The organism is Tsukamurella paurometabola DSM 20162 (assembly GCF_000092225.1).
GTDB classification, from domain to species: domain Bacteria; phylum Actinomycetota; class Actinomycetes; order Mycobacteriales; family Mycobacteriaceae; genus Tsukamurella; species Tsukamurella paurometabola.
The window spans coordinates 2,277,183-2,290,613 of the sequence record NC_014158.1 but is presented as its reverse complement, the minus strand read 5'-3'; the positions used below and the strand labels follow the sequence as shown (position 1 = coordinate 2,290,613).

Below are 13,431 nucleotides of genomic sequence, written 5' to 3'. Positions count from 1 at the left end.
CCGTAGAGTCTGCCAAGCGTTACGCCGGCGGCAGCTCCCGGTATCCGGGACGGGGTCCGCCAGGCGCCCCCGCGTCCATCACGACGCCGTCGACCACTGGCTCGGATCGCGCCCCGCGACCGTCGGTGGCGCGATCGTCGACCGACCCGTCGATCACGGTGCCGAAACCACGGGGCTGTCCGGCGAGCACTGTCACGAGGCCGGATTCCTCGACGAACCGGCTGATCCGCTTGGCGCCGACATAGGCGGCGACCGGACGGACCACCGCGCGCACCGGCCGGACCAGAAGCAGCAGGCCGAGCGCGGTGCTCACCACACCGGGCACGGCGAGCAGGAACACCGACGAGCCGAGCAGCGCGGTGTCGATCAGCGCGGGGCCGGCGGACTTGCGGCCGTCGAGAGCGGCACCGAGGTCGCGCAGCACGTCCGCGGCGGTACGCCGCAGCATCAGCACACCGATGGCCGTCGCAGCGACCACGGTGAGCAGGGCCCAGCCGAACCTGAGCCACGCGACGAGGCCGGCGAACGCCGCGATCTCCACGACGAGGTAGGTCAGGAACGCAAGGAGCTTCATACCCGTCCAACGGACCGCGATGTCCGAAAGTTCCCCCACCGCCCCGATTGAACACTGTTACCGAGAGTGAACGCCCAGGTCGGTGTCGCGGTAACAGTGTTCAATCGGAGGCGGGGTCAGCGGTCCTCGAGATCGCCCTCGGTGTCGAGGTAGGTCTGCTGCAGGGCGGCGAGCAGGTCGGGGTCCGGCGACTTCCACAGCTCGCGCTGGGTGGCCTCCAGCAGGCGCTCGGCGATGCCGTGCAGCGCCCACGGATTCGATTCCTCCATGAACGTGCGGTTCTCGGGATCGAGGACGTAGTTCTCGGCGAGCTTCTCGTACATCCAGTCGGCCATCACCCCGGCGGTGGCGTCGAAACCGAACAGGTAGTCCACCGTGGCCGCCATCTCGAAGGCGCCCTTGTAGCCGTGCCGGCGCATCGCCGCCATCCAGCGCGGGTTCACCACGCGGGCCCGGAAGACGCGTGTGGTCTCCTCGTTGAGGGTGCGCGTGCGCACGCTGTCGGGACGTGTGGAGTCCCCGACGTACGCCTCGGGGTCCGATCCCGTGAGGTGACGGACGGTGGCGACCATCCCTCCGTGGTACTGGAAGTAGTCGTCGGAATCGGCGATGTCGTGCTCGCGGGTGTCGATGTTCTTGGCCGCGACGTTGATCCGCCGGTACGCCGCGCGCATATCGTCGGCGGCGGGCGCACCGTCGAGGCCGCGCCCGTAGGCGTAGCCGCCCCACGCGGTGTACACCTCGGCGAGATCGGCGTCGGTGCGCCAGTTCTTCGAGTCGATCAGCTGGAGCAGGCCGGCGCCGTAGGTGCCCGGTTTGGAGCCGAAGACGCGTGTGGTGGCCCGCCGATCGTCGCCGTGGTCGGACAGCGCCGCCCGGGTGTGCGCCGCGACGAAGTTCTGCTCATCGGGTTCATCGAGCCGGGCGACGAGTTGCACCGCATCGTCGAGCATCGCGACCACGTGTGGGAAGGCATCGCGGAAGAACCCGGAGATGCGCACGGTCACATCGATGCGCGGCCGGCCCAGCTCCTCCAGCCCGATCACCTCGAGTCCGCTCACGCGGCGGGACTGCTCGTCCCACACCGGCGTCACGCCCAGCAACGCGAGTACCTCGGCGATGTCGTCGCCGGCGGTGCGCATCGCGGAGGTGCCCCACACGGACAACCCGACCGACCTCGGGTATTCGCCGTGTTCGGTCCGGTACCGGCGGACCAGTGATTCGGCCAGCTCCTGTCCGGTCGACCAGGCGAGCCGCGAGGGCACCGCCTTCGGATCCACCGAGTAGAAGTTGCGTCCCGTGGGCAGCACGTTGATCAGGCCGCGCAAGGGCGAACCCGACGGGCCCGCCGGCACGAAGCCGCCGTCGAGTGCGCGCAGGACATGCTCGATCTCGTCGCCGGTGCGGCGCAGCCGGGGCACGATCTCGGTGGCAGCGAAGTGGAGGATCCTCGCCACCGCCGGATCGTCGGTCAGGTCCGCCACCGCCGACGGTGCCCAGTCGGTCGCCGCCGCGGCCAGAACCAGCTCACGCGCCCGGGCCTCGAACTCGTCCGTCGTCGCCTTCGACGCCGTCCCGTCCTCGGTCAGGCCGAGCGCCTCACGCAAGCCCGGTGTATGCACCGCACCGGCCCACATCTGCTTCGCGCGCAACATCGCCAGCACCAGATCGGACTCCGCGTCGCCGGTCGGCGCCTGGCCCAGGATGTGCAGGCCATCGCGGATCTGGACATCCTTGATCTCGCACAGCCAGCCATCGACGTGCAGCAGCATGTCGTCGAAGGCATCCTCGTCGGGCTGGTTCTCCAGGCCGAGGTCGTGGTCGAGCTTCGCGGCTTGCAGGAGCGTCCAGATCTGCTGCCGGATCATCGGCAGTTTCGCCGGGTCGAGGCTCTGAACGTTGGCGTACTCGTCGAGGTGCTGTTCCAAGCGGGCGATATCGCCGTAGCTCTCGGCGCGGGCCATCGGCGGAATCAAGTGGTCGACGAGCACCGCGTGCGCCCGGCGTTTCGCCTGCGTCCCCTCCCCCGGGTCGTTGACCAGGAACGGATAGATCAGCGGCAGGTCGCCCAGCGCGGCGTCGGTGCCGCACTCGGCCGACATGCCCAGCGTCTTACCCGGCAGCCATTCCAGGTTGCCGTGCTTGCCGAGATGCACCACGGCGTCGGCGCCGAAGCCGTTCTCCCGATCCGCGAGCCATCGGTAGCTCGCGAGGTAATGGTGGCTCGGCGGCAGGTCGGGATCGTGATAGATGGCGACGGGGTTCTCGCCGAAGCCGCGTGGCGGCTGCACCATGACCACGAGATTCCCGAATCGCAGGGCGGCGATGGCGATCTCATCGGACGCGGTGGTGAACAGCGAGCCTGGGGCCTCACCCCAGTGTTCGGTCACGGCCGCGCGCAAGCCCTGCGGCAGTGTCGCGAACCAGGCGCGGTAGGTGTCCGCGGGCACCGTGACCTCGGTGGCCTCGAGTCGTTCGTCGGAGAGCCAGTCGGGATCCTGGCCGCCGCGCTCGATGAGCGCGTGAATGAATGCGTCCGAATCGTCCGCGGCGAGACCGGGAATCGCGTCGGGGTCGCCGAAGTCGTAGCCGGCGGACAGGAGCCGGCGTAGCAATTCGAGCGCCGACTTCGGGGTATCGAGACCGACGGCGTTGCCGATCCTGGCGTGTTTGGTGGGATACGCGGACAGCAAGAGCGCGATCTTCTTGTCGCCGTTGGCGATGGTGCGCAGCCGGGCATGACGCAGCGCGAGGCCCGCGACCCGGGAGGCGCGTTCGGGATCGGCGACGTAGGCGGGCAGTCCGTCGTCACCGATCTCCTTGAAGGAGAACGGCACCGTGATGATGCGGCCGTCGAACTCGGGGATCGCCACCTGGGTGGCCACGTCGAGCGGGCTCAGGCCGTCATCGCTGCCCTGCCACTGCTCGCGGGAGGTGGTGAGCGCAAGCGCCTGCAGGATGGGGACGTTCAGGGCCGCGAGCCGGCCCACATCCCACGCCTCGTCGTCGCCTCCGGCAGCGGCGCTCGCGGCGTTCACACCGCCCGCCGCCAGCACCGTGACCACCAGTGTGTCGAGTGTGCCGAGCTCGGCGAAGAGTGCGTCGTCGGCGGCGCGCAGGGAGGCGCAGAAGATCGGCACCGCTCGCCCGCCGCGGTCCTCGATGGCGGACGCGAGCGCGTCGATGTACGCGGTGTTCCCTGCGAGATGCTGTGCCCGGTAGTACAGCAGACCGATTCGCGGGGCGTCTGCGGGGACGGCCGGTGTCCGTTCGACCACGCCCCACTGCGGAGCGGCGACCGGCGGTGCGAATCCGTTGCCGGTCAGCAGGATCGTGTCCGACAGGAAACCGTGCAGCTGAACCAGATTCTCCGGACCGCCCTCGGCGAGGTACGAGTGGGCCTGGGTGGCGACGCCCGCCGCCACGGTCGACGCCTCCATCAGATCGGCATCGGGGGCTTGCTCGCCGGAGACCACGACCACCGGTTTGCCGCTCGCGGCGAGCGCGTCGAGGCCGGCCTCCCAGTACCGGCGTCCTCCGAGGATGCGCACCACGACGATGTCCGCTCCGTCGAGGAGGCCGGGCAGGTCCAGGTCCACGCTGATCCGGGCGGGGTTGGCCAGGCGGTAGGGCGCGCCGCTGGCCTTGGCGCTCAGGAGATCGGTGTCGGAGGTCGAGAGCAGCAGGATCACATAGGCGACCCTATCCTGTGGTGCCGCGCGGTCGCTCAGAGCACGGCGCCGTGCATCACCACGCCGCGCGATGCCTCGTCGATCAGCTCGGCCGGGACGTCCTCGCCGCCCGCGTATGCGACGACGCTGGATGTCTCGATCCGCGTCTCGTCGGCCACGGTCACCACGCAGTCCACGGTGAACAGGTCGATTCCCGCCTTGGTCACGCGATCGGTGATCCGGGCGCCGAGCGAAGCGATGTCACCGATCCGGACCGGAACCACCTGCCGGACCGTCTGCGAGACGTGCAGCAGCCGACCCACGTTGAAGTCGTCGATCACCTCGGACATCAGCCGCGCCGCGACCTTGAAGACCGGTTGCGCGACGATCAGCGGTGGCACTGCGGTAGTGCGGGGCACAGTGCGGCTACTCGCGTACGGCACGTGCGTTGCGCGAGTCGCCCGGGCGTACGACCGCACCCCTTCGGAATCGATCGCATAGGTGTCCTCGAGCCAGACGTCGTAGTCGTCGCGGTTCATTCGGCGGACTGTACCCGCACTGCGGATTGTGCGATGGTCAGGTCGAGCAGAGCCTTCATGCTGGAATGCACGTCGGTCAGCGGTGAGATGTCACGGGCGGCGCGCGAGCGGGCCACCGCGCCTTCCACCGAGCTCATGAACACCGATGCGAAGACGCGAGCGCCTTCCTCGTCGACACCGGAATCGACCAGCGCGACGGCGAATCGCCGGGCGCATTCGGTGTACGCGGCGGTCGCGGCCTCTTGGACGCGGGGTTCGCCGTCGGCCAGCGCGGCGGCCAGCAGCGGACATCCGACGCGGAAGTCGGAGCGCACCAGTACGCGCTTCCACAGTTCCAGGAAGCGGCCGATCCAGTCGTGCGGATCCCCCTTGCTGGTGGCGGCGTCGATGTAGCGCAACAGCCGCCGACCCGCGAGCGCCGTGGATGCTTCGACCAGCTCGGCCTTGCCGCCGGGGAAGTACTGGTACAGAGAGTTCTTCGAGGCCCGCGAGTGCGTGGTCAGCTTGGTGAGGCCGGCATCGGCGAAGCCGTGCTGACCGACGAGGGTGAGGGCCGTGTTGACCAGCCGGGCCCGGGGGCGGGGGCGTGGCTTAGGGGCGGTCGTCATTCCTCGCGATCCTCCTCGAAAACCTACGATCGGCGGCCGGGCGAAACCGGACCGGCCGCATGGCGGTGCTTGTTTGAACCGCTCGGTTCATGTTACCAATACTGCGTCGGTGAACCGAATGGTTCACCGCGCCGTCCCCCGAATGGAGTTACCGACGCATGACCGCCCCCGCCCGGATCGCCCCCGCTGCTCCCGCCGAGCAGCCGCACGCCGCCTACCTCGGGATCGGCGTCTACCGGCCGCGGCGCGTGGTCCCGAACTCCGAGATCGTGGACAAGATCGATTCGAGCGATGAGTGGATCAAGACCCGGTCGGGTATCGAGTCGCGGAACTTCGCCGACGACGACGAGACCATTCTGGAGATGTCCGTCAAGGCCGCCGAGCGGGCCATCAAGGCAGCGGGCATCGACCCGGCGCTGGTCGATTGCGTCATCTCGGCCACCAATACCCGCCTGGAGCTCGGTCCGTCCCTGGCGCCGCAGATCGCCAAAGCGCTGGGCCGCATCGGCATCCCGTCCTTCGATATCACCGCCGGCTGCTCGGGATTCACCACCGCGGCCGCCGTGGGCACAGACCTGATCCGCGCGGGCACCGCGAAGTACGTCGTCGTGGTGGGCGTCGAGCGGTTGTCCGATCTGATCGCCGAGGACGATCGCACGTGCGCGTTCATCTTCGCCGACGGTGCCGGAGCCGCCGTGATCGGGCCGTCGGACGAGGTGGGCATTTCGCAGGTCTCGTGGGGTGCCGACGGTGAGTACACCGGAGCGATCTACCAGGACAAGGATTTCGGCACCTACTTCGACGAGGTGCACGCCTACCGGGACGACACCTCCGGCGCGGTCGAGGCACCGGTGCGTCCCTACCTGCGGATGGAGGGCCGCAAGGTGTTCCGCTGGGCCGCGACCGCCCTGCTTCCCGCCTGCCAGGAAGCTCTCAAACTGGCCGGACTCACGTCGAAGGACATCGACGTCTTCGTCCCGCACCAGGCCAACCTGCGGATCACCCAGGTCCTGATCAAGGCGCTGGAGCTGCGCGAGGACTGCGTCGTCGCAGAAGACATCGTGACCACCGGCAACACCTCGGCAGCGTCGATTCCGCTGGCCGTCGAGGAACTCCTGCGCACCGGCAAGGCCAAGCCCGGGCAGACCGCCCTGGTGATGGCCTTCGGCTCGGGTCTGGCCTACGCCGGTCACGTGATCACCCTGCCGCCCGTCTACAAGGAGGACTGATCTCCGACCGGCAGCCCGACAACTGCCCCGGCGTACTCCGGCCGCACGCCGCGGCCGATGGCGCGCTGGTGCGCGTCCGGCTGCCCGGAGGCCGCCTCACAGCGGCCCAGTTGGAGGTGCTCGCAGAGCTCGCGGACGGCGGTGATATCGAGCTGACCTCGCGCGGTAACGTCCAGGTGCGGGGCGTCCGCGACCTCGACGCGGCGCGGGCCGCGCTGTCGGCAGCGGGCTTGCTTCCCTCCTCCACTCACGAGCGGGTCCGCAATATCGTGGCCTCCCCGCTGGCCCACCCGCAGGCGGCGCGCGCCGCGGAACTCGATGCGGCCCTGATCGACCGCGCAGCACTCGCAGCGCTCCCCGGACGGTTCCTGTTCGCCTTCGACGACGGCAGCGGCGATATCGCCTCGCTGATCGCCGACGTCGAATCCCGCGACGGCGTGCTCCATCTCGACGGCCACAGCACCGACCTCCCGGGCACCACCGAGATGATGCTCGACGCCGCCCAGGCCTTCCTCGACCTGCGCGCCGACGAGTGGCGGATCCGGGATCTCGCCGATGGTGCCGCACGGGTGGCCGCGGCCCTCGGGGGTACGGTCACCGGCCGGGAGGTGCCCGATGGTGTGCCCGCGCCGCCGGTCGGCTGGTTCGACCGCGAGGACGGCACAGTGGCGCTCGGCGCAGGGGTTAGCCTCGGCCGGCTGCCGGCCCGCACCGCCCTGTTCCTCGCCGCGATCGAACGTCCGATCACGATCACTCCGTGGCGCACCCTGCTGGTGCACGACCTCGACGAGGACGCCGCCGAGACGGTCGTGCGCGTGCTCGCGCCGATGGGCCTGATCTTCGACGCCGGCTCCCCGTGGTTGCGGGTGAGCGCGTGCGTCGGTGACCGCGGCTGTGCCCGCGCCGAGGCGGACGCCCTCGCGCACGCCGCCGAGTTGGCCGGTGAACTCGGCGCCGATGAGCGCATCCATGTGGTGGCGTGCAGCCGAGGATGCGGCGCACCGCCCGGCGAACACCGGCTGGTGATCGCTCCCCCACACCACGGCGAATAGACTTCCCCGGTGCACGAGTACCTCACCGACGGCGCCGAGATCTACCGGCGCTCCTTCGCTACCATCCGTGCCGAATCGGACCTGTCCGGCCTCGCGGCGGACGCGGAGACGGTGGCGGTACGCATGATTCACGCCGCCGGACAGACCGACCTCGCGGCTGACATCCGCGTGTCCGCCCGCGCGGTCGCGGCGGGCCGCGCCGCGCTCCGGGCCGGTGCACCGATTCTCACCGACGCGAACATGGTGGCCCACGGCGTGACCCGCACTCGGCTCCCCGCCGACAACGACGTGCTCTGCCTCCTGCGTGACGACCGCGTACCGGCACTCGCGGCCCGGATCGGGAACACCCGCAGCGCCGCAGCCGTCGACCTGTGGGGCGATCGGCTCGAAGGCGCTGTCGTGGCCGTCGGCAACGCGCCCACCGCCCTGTTCCACCTGCTGAACCTGCTGCACCGGGGAGCACCCACACCCGCGGTGATCGTGGGGATTCCGGTGGGGTTCATCGGTGCCGCCGAGTCCAAGGACGCGCTCGTCGCCGACGCGGCCGCGCTCGGCGTCGAATACATCACGGTGCTGGGCCGTCGGGGAGGCAGCGCGATCACCGCGGCCGCCCTCAACGCGCTCGCACAAGAGGAGGAACTGTGAGCGGCATGTTGTACGGCGTCGGGGTCGGACCCGGTGATCCGGAACTGGTGACCGTCAAGGCGGCGCGGATCATCGGATCCGTCGATGTGATCGCTTATCACAGTGCGCGCCACGGCCGCTCGAACGCGCGCGCCTGTGCCGAACCGTATCTGCGCAGCGACCAGACCGAGCTGCGCCTGATGTACCCGGTGACCACCGAGACCACCGATCACCCCGGCGGATACCGTGGCGCACTCGACGACTTCTACACGCACGCCGCCGAGCAACTCGCCGAGCACCTGGCGGCCGGACGTGATGTCGCGTTGCTGGCCGAGGGCGACCCGATGTTCTACAGCTCGTACATGCACATGCACAAGCGGCTCTCCGGCCGGTTCGAGTCCGTCATCGTGCCCGGCGTGACCTCGATCAGTGCCGCTGCTGCTGCGACCGGAGTACCGCTCGTCGAGGCCGATGAGGTACTCACGGTTTTGCCGGGCACACTGCCCGAGCCCGAACTGCGCCGCAGGCTCGCCGATACCGATGCCGCCGCGATCATGAAACTGGGCCGCACCTTCCCCGCCGTCGTGGGCGCGCTCGCGGATTCCGAGCGGGCCGCGACCGCCCAGTACGTCGAGCGTGCGAGCCGCACGGACCAACGCGTGCTCCCCGTCGGTGACGTCGACCCGCAGAGCGTGCCCTACTTCTCCACGGTGCTGGTGCCGGGCCGGATCAACGCCCCGACCGTGACGCCCACACCGGGTGTGGTGGTCGTGGGGTTGGGCCCCGGCGATGACGAGTGGACCACTCCTGAGGTGCGCCGGGTGCTCGCCGGGGCCACCGATATCGTCGGCTACCAGACCTACACCGACCGAGTACGGCCCCGCCCGGGGCAACGGGTGCACGCATCGGACAATCGGGTCGAGGCGGACCGGGCCCGGCACGCCCTCACGTTGGCCGCCGGCGGAGCACGGGTCGCCGTCGTCAGTTCCGGCGATCCCGGCGTCTTCGCGATGGCGTCCGCCGTCGCCGAGGTCGCTGTTGATCCCGCCTTCCACGACGTTCCGGTGCGCGTTCTGCCCGGCATGACGGCGGCGAACGCCGTCGCGAGCCGGGTGGGCGCGCCGCTCGGCCACGATTACGCGGTGCTGTCGCTGTCGGACTACCTCAAGCCGTGGGAGGTCATCGAGGAGCGTCTGCGTGCGGTCTCCCGCGCCGATCTCGCACTGGCGGTGTACAACCCGGCATCGAAGACCCGCCGCGAGCAGCTGGTGCGGATGCGCGAGGTGCTGCTCGAGGAGCGCGATGCCGATACGGTGGTGATCCTCGGGCGCGCCGTCGGAGCCCCGGACGAGACGGTGACGGTGACCACCCTCGGCGCGTTCGATCCCGACACCGTCGACATGCGCACCCTGCTCATCATCGGATCCTCGCGTACCGAGGTGACGGACCGTGCCGCGGGCCGCATCGTGCACACGCCCCGGCGATACTGAACACCGAACGAACGAAGGAGACCGACATGGCCAAGGCGTACTGGATGGCGTTCTACACCGAGATCCGCGACCCCGAGAAGGTCGCCGCGTATGCGGCTCTCGGAGGGCCTGCGATCACTGAGGCCGGGGGCCGGTTCCTCGCCCGCGGTCTGCCGTCGGTGACCTACGAGGCGGGTATCAAGGAGCGCACCACGCTCATCGAGTTCGACAGCCTCGACGCAGCGGTCGCAGCCCACGACTCCCCCGCCTACCAGGAGGCCCTCGCCGCGCTTGGCGACGGTGCCGTCCGCGAGATCCGGATCAGCGAAGGCGCCTGACCCGCGCTGACCGGCCGCCGCGAAGCCTGCCCCCGGCAGGGGCAGGCACCGCTGCCCGCAGTGCATCAGACTCGAGGACATGATCGATGAGACCGCCCCGACACTGAGCTCCTTCCTCCGCTCCCGGCGGGCCGCGGTGGACGCCGGCGCCCTCGGCCTCCCCAGCTACGGCCGCCGCCGTGTCCCGGGCTTGCGCCGCGAGGAGCTCGCGGACCTCGCCGGCGTGTCGGTCAATTACCTGACCCGGCTCGAACAGGGTGCCGCCGGCAATCCCTCCGACGAGGTCCTCAGCGCGCTCGCCCGGGCGCTGCAGCTGAGCGAGGTCGAGCGCCTGCACCTGCTGGAGCTGGCCCATCCGTCGGGCCAGGGGGCGGCACCGATCGATCGGCACGGCGCCGGATTCACCGGTGTGCGCCAGCTGGTCGAGGCGATGGACACACCCGCCGTGGTGCTCTCGCGCAACCAGGACATCCTGGCATGGAACCGCCTCGGTAACGCCGTTCTCGCCCCGCACGTCCCCTACGAGGACGTACACGCCGATCCGCCGCCGAACAAGGTGCGCCAGACCTTCCTCGATCCGGAGGTCAGGTCGCTGTTCGTCGATTGGGAGGTGGAGGCGGAATTGGCCGTCGCGTCGCTCCGCTGGGTCGCAGCCCAGTTCCCGGACGACGCGGCGTTGCGCGGGCTCCTCGGCGAATTGGTACTCGATCGTGACTTCGCCCGGCTGTGGGCGCTGCAGGCCGTCGAGCTGTGCACCAGCGGCGTCAAGCGGTTCCACCACCCGTGGGTGGGCCGGCTCGACCTCGGTTACCAGATGCTCCACCTCCCCGAGTCCGACGGTGCGCGGATGATCGCGTTCAGCGCCACGCCCGGCAGTTCGGACGACGATGCCCTGACGCTGCTGCGGCACCGCGTCGCCGACTGAGGCCTACCGCCCCCACTCCTTCCCTCCCACCAGGGTCGCCGAACCGGCGCGACCGCTGGCGATTCTCGCTACCCGTAGAACGGATCCCGTCATGCCCCTGCACCCCCAGTCCGCAGCCCACCTCGCCGCGGCAGCGAGCGCCGCCCCGCTGCACACGCAGGCCGTCCCCGACGTCCGTCGCGCCCTGCGGGGCTACCTCGATCTGCAGCGCCCCGCCGTGGAGATCTCCCACGTGCGGCACACGTACGTCGTAGGACCGGGATCGTCACTGCCCGTGCGGATCTACCGAGACGGACCGCCCGGCGGGGCGGTCGTCCTGATGCTCCACGGCAGCGGCTTCGTGGCCGCCGACATCGAACTCAGCGACGAACCCGCCAGGCTGCTCGCCCGCGCGACCGGCGCGACGGTGGTCACCGTCGACTACCGGAAATCTCCGGAACACCCCTACCCCGCCGCCCTCGACGACGCCGCGGCGACGCTGGACTGGATCGCCTCCGGCGCGATCGATGTCGACGCCGACCGGATCGCCGTCGTCGGCGACAGCGCGGGAGGGACGCTCACCGCAGCTCTCGTGCAACGTGTTCGGGACCGCGGCGGACCACGGATCACAGCGCACGCCGTCCTCTACCCGCCCCTGCGCCCCGGCGACTACGACGATCTCGCGCCCAGCGAGGTCGGTCTGTCACCTGCCGACATGGACTGGTTCTGGCGCCAGTACCTGCCCGACGGCGCCGCGCCGGCGGGCGCCGCGCCCCTGGACGCGACCGACTTCGCCGGGCTCCCGCAGGCCTTCGTCGCCACGGCGGAGTACGACGTATTGCGGGGGCACGGCCGGCGGTACGCCGATTCCCTGCGCGCGGCAGGCGGCGCCGTCGAATACCGCGACTACCCCGGCACCGTCCACGGCTTCTACTGGATGGACGCCGTGCTCGATGCCGCAGGCGAGCTCCAGCGCGACCTGGCCACCTGGCTGCGCGCGACCCTGAACGGAGCACGATGACCACCACCACGCACCGCCGCCTGCACCCCGGGCTGCTCGCTCTCGCCATGGGCGGCTTCGGGATCGGGCTCACGGAGTTCTCCATCACCGGCCTGCTCTCCGATGTCGCGAACGATCTCGGCGTGAGTATTCCCGTCGCCGGAGGGCTGGTCACGGGGTACGCGCTCGGCGTCGTGATCGGCGCCTTCACCGTGACGCTCGCCCTCGTCTCGCGGCCGCCGAAGACCGCGCTCCTGATCCTGCTGGCCCTGTTCGTCGCCGGAAACGCACTCTCCGCAGCCGGCCCCACCTACGAGCTCGTGATGGCGGGCCGGATCCTTGCCGCGCTGTGTCACGGTGGCTTCTTCGGAATCGGTGCCGTGCTCGCGGCCCGACTGGTCACACCCGACCGCCAGGCGTCGGCCATCGCGCTGATGTTCGCCGGACTCACCGTCGCCAACGTTCTCGGCGTGCCCGCCGGCACCGCTCTCGGCCACCGCTTCGGATGGCGGGCCACATTCGTTGCGGTCGCCGTCATCGGTCTCGTAGCCATGACCGCCATCGCCGCGCTGGTGCCGACCGTGCCCGCCGAAACGACCTCGGTGCGGACCCAGCTCTCGGTGCTGGTGCGCCCCTCCGTCTGGATCGCCTGCGGGGTCACGGCTCTGGTCTTCGGCGGACTATTCGGGGCCTTCACCTACATCGAGCCACTGCTGCGGTCCGTGACCGGCTTCGGTGCCGCCGCGATCCCCTGGCTGCTCGTGCTGTTCGGTCTGGGCCTGTTCGCCGGAAACCTCGTCGGGGGCCGCGCCGCCGACCGGGACGCGGACCGCGCGCTGCTCGTCTTCGCCTCGCTGCTGCCGCTCGGTATCGCGGCGGTCGCGTTGGTCGCCGGATCGAAGCCGCTCGTCGCGGGCGCGCTCGCCGTCATGGGGCTCATCGGGTTCGCGACGGTGCCCTCACTCCAGCTCCGGGTGCTTCGCAACGCCGGGACCGCCACCCTCATCGCCTCGTCCGCGAACATCGCTGCCTTCAATCTCGGCAACGCCGCGGGCGCCCAACTCGGCGGCATGGGGATCAGCGCCGGCGGCGGGGCTACGTCACCGGTGTGGATCGGCGTCGCGCTCAGCGCGGCGGGTGCCCTCCTCGCCGCCGCGAGCATTTCCGGGGAACGCCGCCGCGGTGGTCAGCGCGCGCGACTCGACTGATCGCCGCCAGCCGAGGGCACCGGCACGCTGATCTGCCCGTCCCCCGATCCGGATGGACCGGACGTGGACGCCCTCATCGACTACTACCGCCGTGGGGCCGGGGAGCACCCAGACTGTCGGGAGTACCGCGAGGTGATGGTCGCCGATCGCCGGGTGCTGCTCGTTCCGCAGGTCACGCACGCGCACGGAGCCCAGCTGCGCTGACCGCGCCCGAG

12 protein-coding genes and 1 pseudogene are annotated in these 13,431 nt (G+C 70.4%); 9 read left to right on the top strand and 4 right to left on the bottom strand.

All coding sequences use genetic code 11. The features are described from left to right. Positions 1 to 19: 19 nt before the first annotated feature. The 4 genes from TPAU_RS11000 to TPAU_RS10985 form a co-directional block, all read right to left on the bottom strand. Positions 20 to 613, bottom strand: coding sequence for an FxsA family protein (locus TPAU_RS11000; RefSeq protein WP_147291084.1), 594 nt, complete (start codon positions 611 to 613; stop codon positions 20 to 22). A gap of 77 nt (positions 614 to 690) precedes the next feature. Then, positions 691 to 4,266 carry a cobaltochelatase subunit CobN gene (cobN, locus tag TPAU_RS10995; RefSeq protein ID WP_013126827.1) on the bottom strand — a complete coding sequence of 1,192 codons (3,576 nt, stop codon included), beginning with the start codon at positions 4,264 to 4,266 and terminating at the stop codon, positions 691 to 693. 35 nt (positions 4,267 to 4,301) lie between these two features. Further along, on the bottom strand, positions 4,302 to 4,784 hold the full coding sequence (locus TPAU_RS10990) for an FAS1-like dehydratase domain-containing protein (RefSeq protein ID WP_013126826.1): 483 nt from the start codon (positions 4,782 to 4,784) through the stop codon (positions 4,302 to 4,304). Continuing rightward, positions 4,781 to 5,392 carry a TetR/AcrR family transcriptional regulator gene (locus tag TPAU_RS10985; protein ID WP_013126825.1) on the bottom strand — a complete coding sequence of 204 codons (612 nt, stop codon included), beginning with the start codon at positions 5,390 to 5,392 and terminating at the stop codon, positions 4,781 to 4,783. Before TPAU_RS10985 ends, TPAU_RS10990 begins: the two co-directional genes overlap by 4 nt. A 158-nt stretch (positions 5,393 to 5,550) precedes the next feature. On the opposite strand from TPAU_RS10985, the gene TPAU_RS10980 reads away from it, so the two are divergent. The 9 genes and pseudogenes from TPAU_RS10980 to TPAU_RS10940 all read left to right on the top strand — a co-directional run. Next, the gene (locus TPAU_RS10980) at positions 5,551 to 6,621 is read left to right on the top strand and encodes a beta-ketoacyl-ACP synthase 3 (protein WP_013126824.1); all 1,071 of its coding nucleotides are present in this window, start codon (positions 5,551 to 5,553) and stop codon (positions 6,619 to 6,621) included. Then, entirely contained in the window at positions 6,621 to 7,673 is a 1,053-nt protein-coding gene (locus TPAU_RS10975; protein WP_041944387.1) for a hypothetical protein, read from the top strand. Before TPAU_RS10980 ends, TPAU_RS10975 begins: the two co-directional genes overlap by 1 nt. 9 nt (positions 7,674 to 7,682) lie before the next feature. Further along, positions 7,683 to 8,318 carry a precorrin-8X methylmutase gene (locus TPAU_RS10970; RefSeq protein WP_013126822.1) on the top strand — a complete coding sequence of 212 codons (636 nt, stop codon included), beginning with the start codon at positions 7,683 to 7,685 and terminating at the stop codon, positions 8,316 to 8,318. Positions 8,319 to 8,323: 5 nt separating this feature from the next. Further along, positions 8,324 to 9,787 (top strand): precorrin-2 C(20)-methyltransferase, encoded by a 1,464-nt coding sequence (locus tag TPAU_RS10965; RefSeq protein ID WP_049825981.1) that lies wholly within the window; start codon positions 8,324 to 8,326, stop codon positions 9,785 to 9,787. A 26-nt stretch (positions 9,788 to 9,813) separates the two neighbouring features. Further along, positions 9,814 to 10,104 carry a DUF1330 domain-containing protein gene (locus TPAU_RS10960; protein ID WP_013126820.1) on the top strand — a complete coding sequence of 97 codons (291 nt, stop codon included), beginning with the start codon at positions 9,814 to 9,816 and terminating at the stop codon, positions 10,102 to 10,104. A 79-nt stretch (positions 10,105 to 10,183) separates the two neighbouring features. Further along, positions 10,184 to 11,029 carry a helix-turn-helix domain-containing protein gene (locus TPAU_RS10955; RefSeq protein WP_013126819.1) on the top strand — a complete coding sequence of 282 codons (846 nt, stop codon included), beginning with the start codon at positions 10,184 to 10,186 and terminating at the stop codon, positions 11,027 to 11,029. 91 nt (positions 11,030 to 11,120) lie between these two features. After that, entirely contained in the window at positions 11,121 to 12,029 is a 909-nt protein-coding gene (locus TPAU_RS10950) for an alpha/beta hydrolase (RefSeq protein WP_013126818.1), read from the top strand. Next, positions 12,026 to 13,216 (top strand): MFS transporter, encoded by a 1,191-nt coding sequence (locus TPAU_RS10945; RefSeq protein ID WP_013126817.1) that lies wholly within the window; start codon positions 12,026 to 12,028, stop codon positions 13,214 to 13,216. The genes TPAU_RS10950 and TPAU_RS10945 overlap by 4 nt, the downstream gene beginning before the upstream one ends. 9 nt (positions 13,217 to 13,225) lie before the next feature. Beyond that, positions 13,226 to 13,420 (top strand): annotated as a pseudogene (locus tag TPAU_RS10940) (pyridoxamine 5'-phosphate oxidase family protein); the annotation flags it as partial. Between the last annotated feature and the right edge of the window lie 11 nt (positions 13,421 to 13,431).

Coding starts and splice junctions, on each gene's coding strand:
- TPAU_RS10990 (WP_013126826.1), bottom strand. CDS start 4,784: ATGAACCGCGACGACTACGACGTCTGGCTCGAGGACACCTATGCGATC.
- TPAU_RS10985 (WP_013126825.1), bottom strand. CDS start 5,392: ATGACGACCGCCCCTAAGCCACGCCCCCGCCCCCGGGCCCGGCTGGTC.
- TPAU_RS10980 (WP_013126824.1), top strand. CDS start 5,551: ATGACCGCCCCCGCCCGGATCGCCCCCGCTGCTCCCGCCGAGCAGCCG.
- TPAU_RS10965 (WP_049825981.1), top strand. CDS start 8,324: ATGTTGTACGGCGTCGGGGTCGGACCCGGTGATCCGGAACTGGTGACC.
- TPAU_RS10960 (WP_013126820.1), top strand. CDS start 9,814: ATGGCCAAGGCGTACTGGATGGCGTTCTACACCGAGATCCGCGACCCC.
- TPAU_RS10955 (WP_013126819.1), top strand. CDS start 10,184: ATGATCGATGAGACCGCCCCGACACTGAGCTCCTTCCTCCGCTCCCGG.
- TPAU_RS10950 (WP_013126818.1), top strand. CDS start 11,121: ATGCCCCTGCACCCCCAGTCCGCAGCCCACCTCGCCGCGGCAGCGAGC.
- TPAU_RS10945 (WP_013126817.1), top strand. CDS start 12,026: ATGACCACCACCACGCACCGCCGCCTGCACCCCGGGCTGCTCGCTCTC.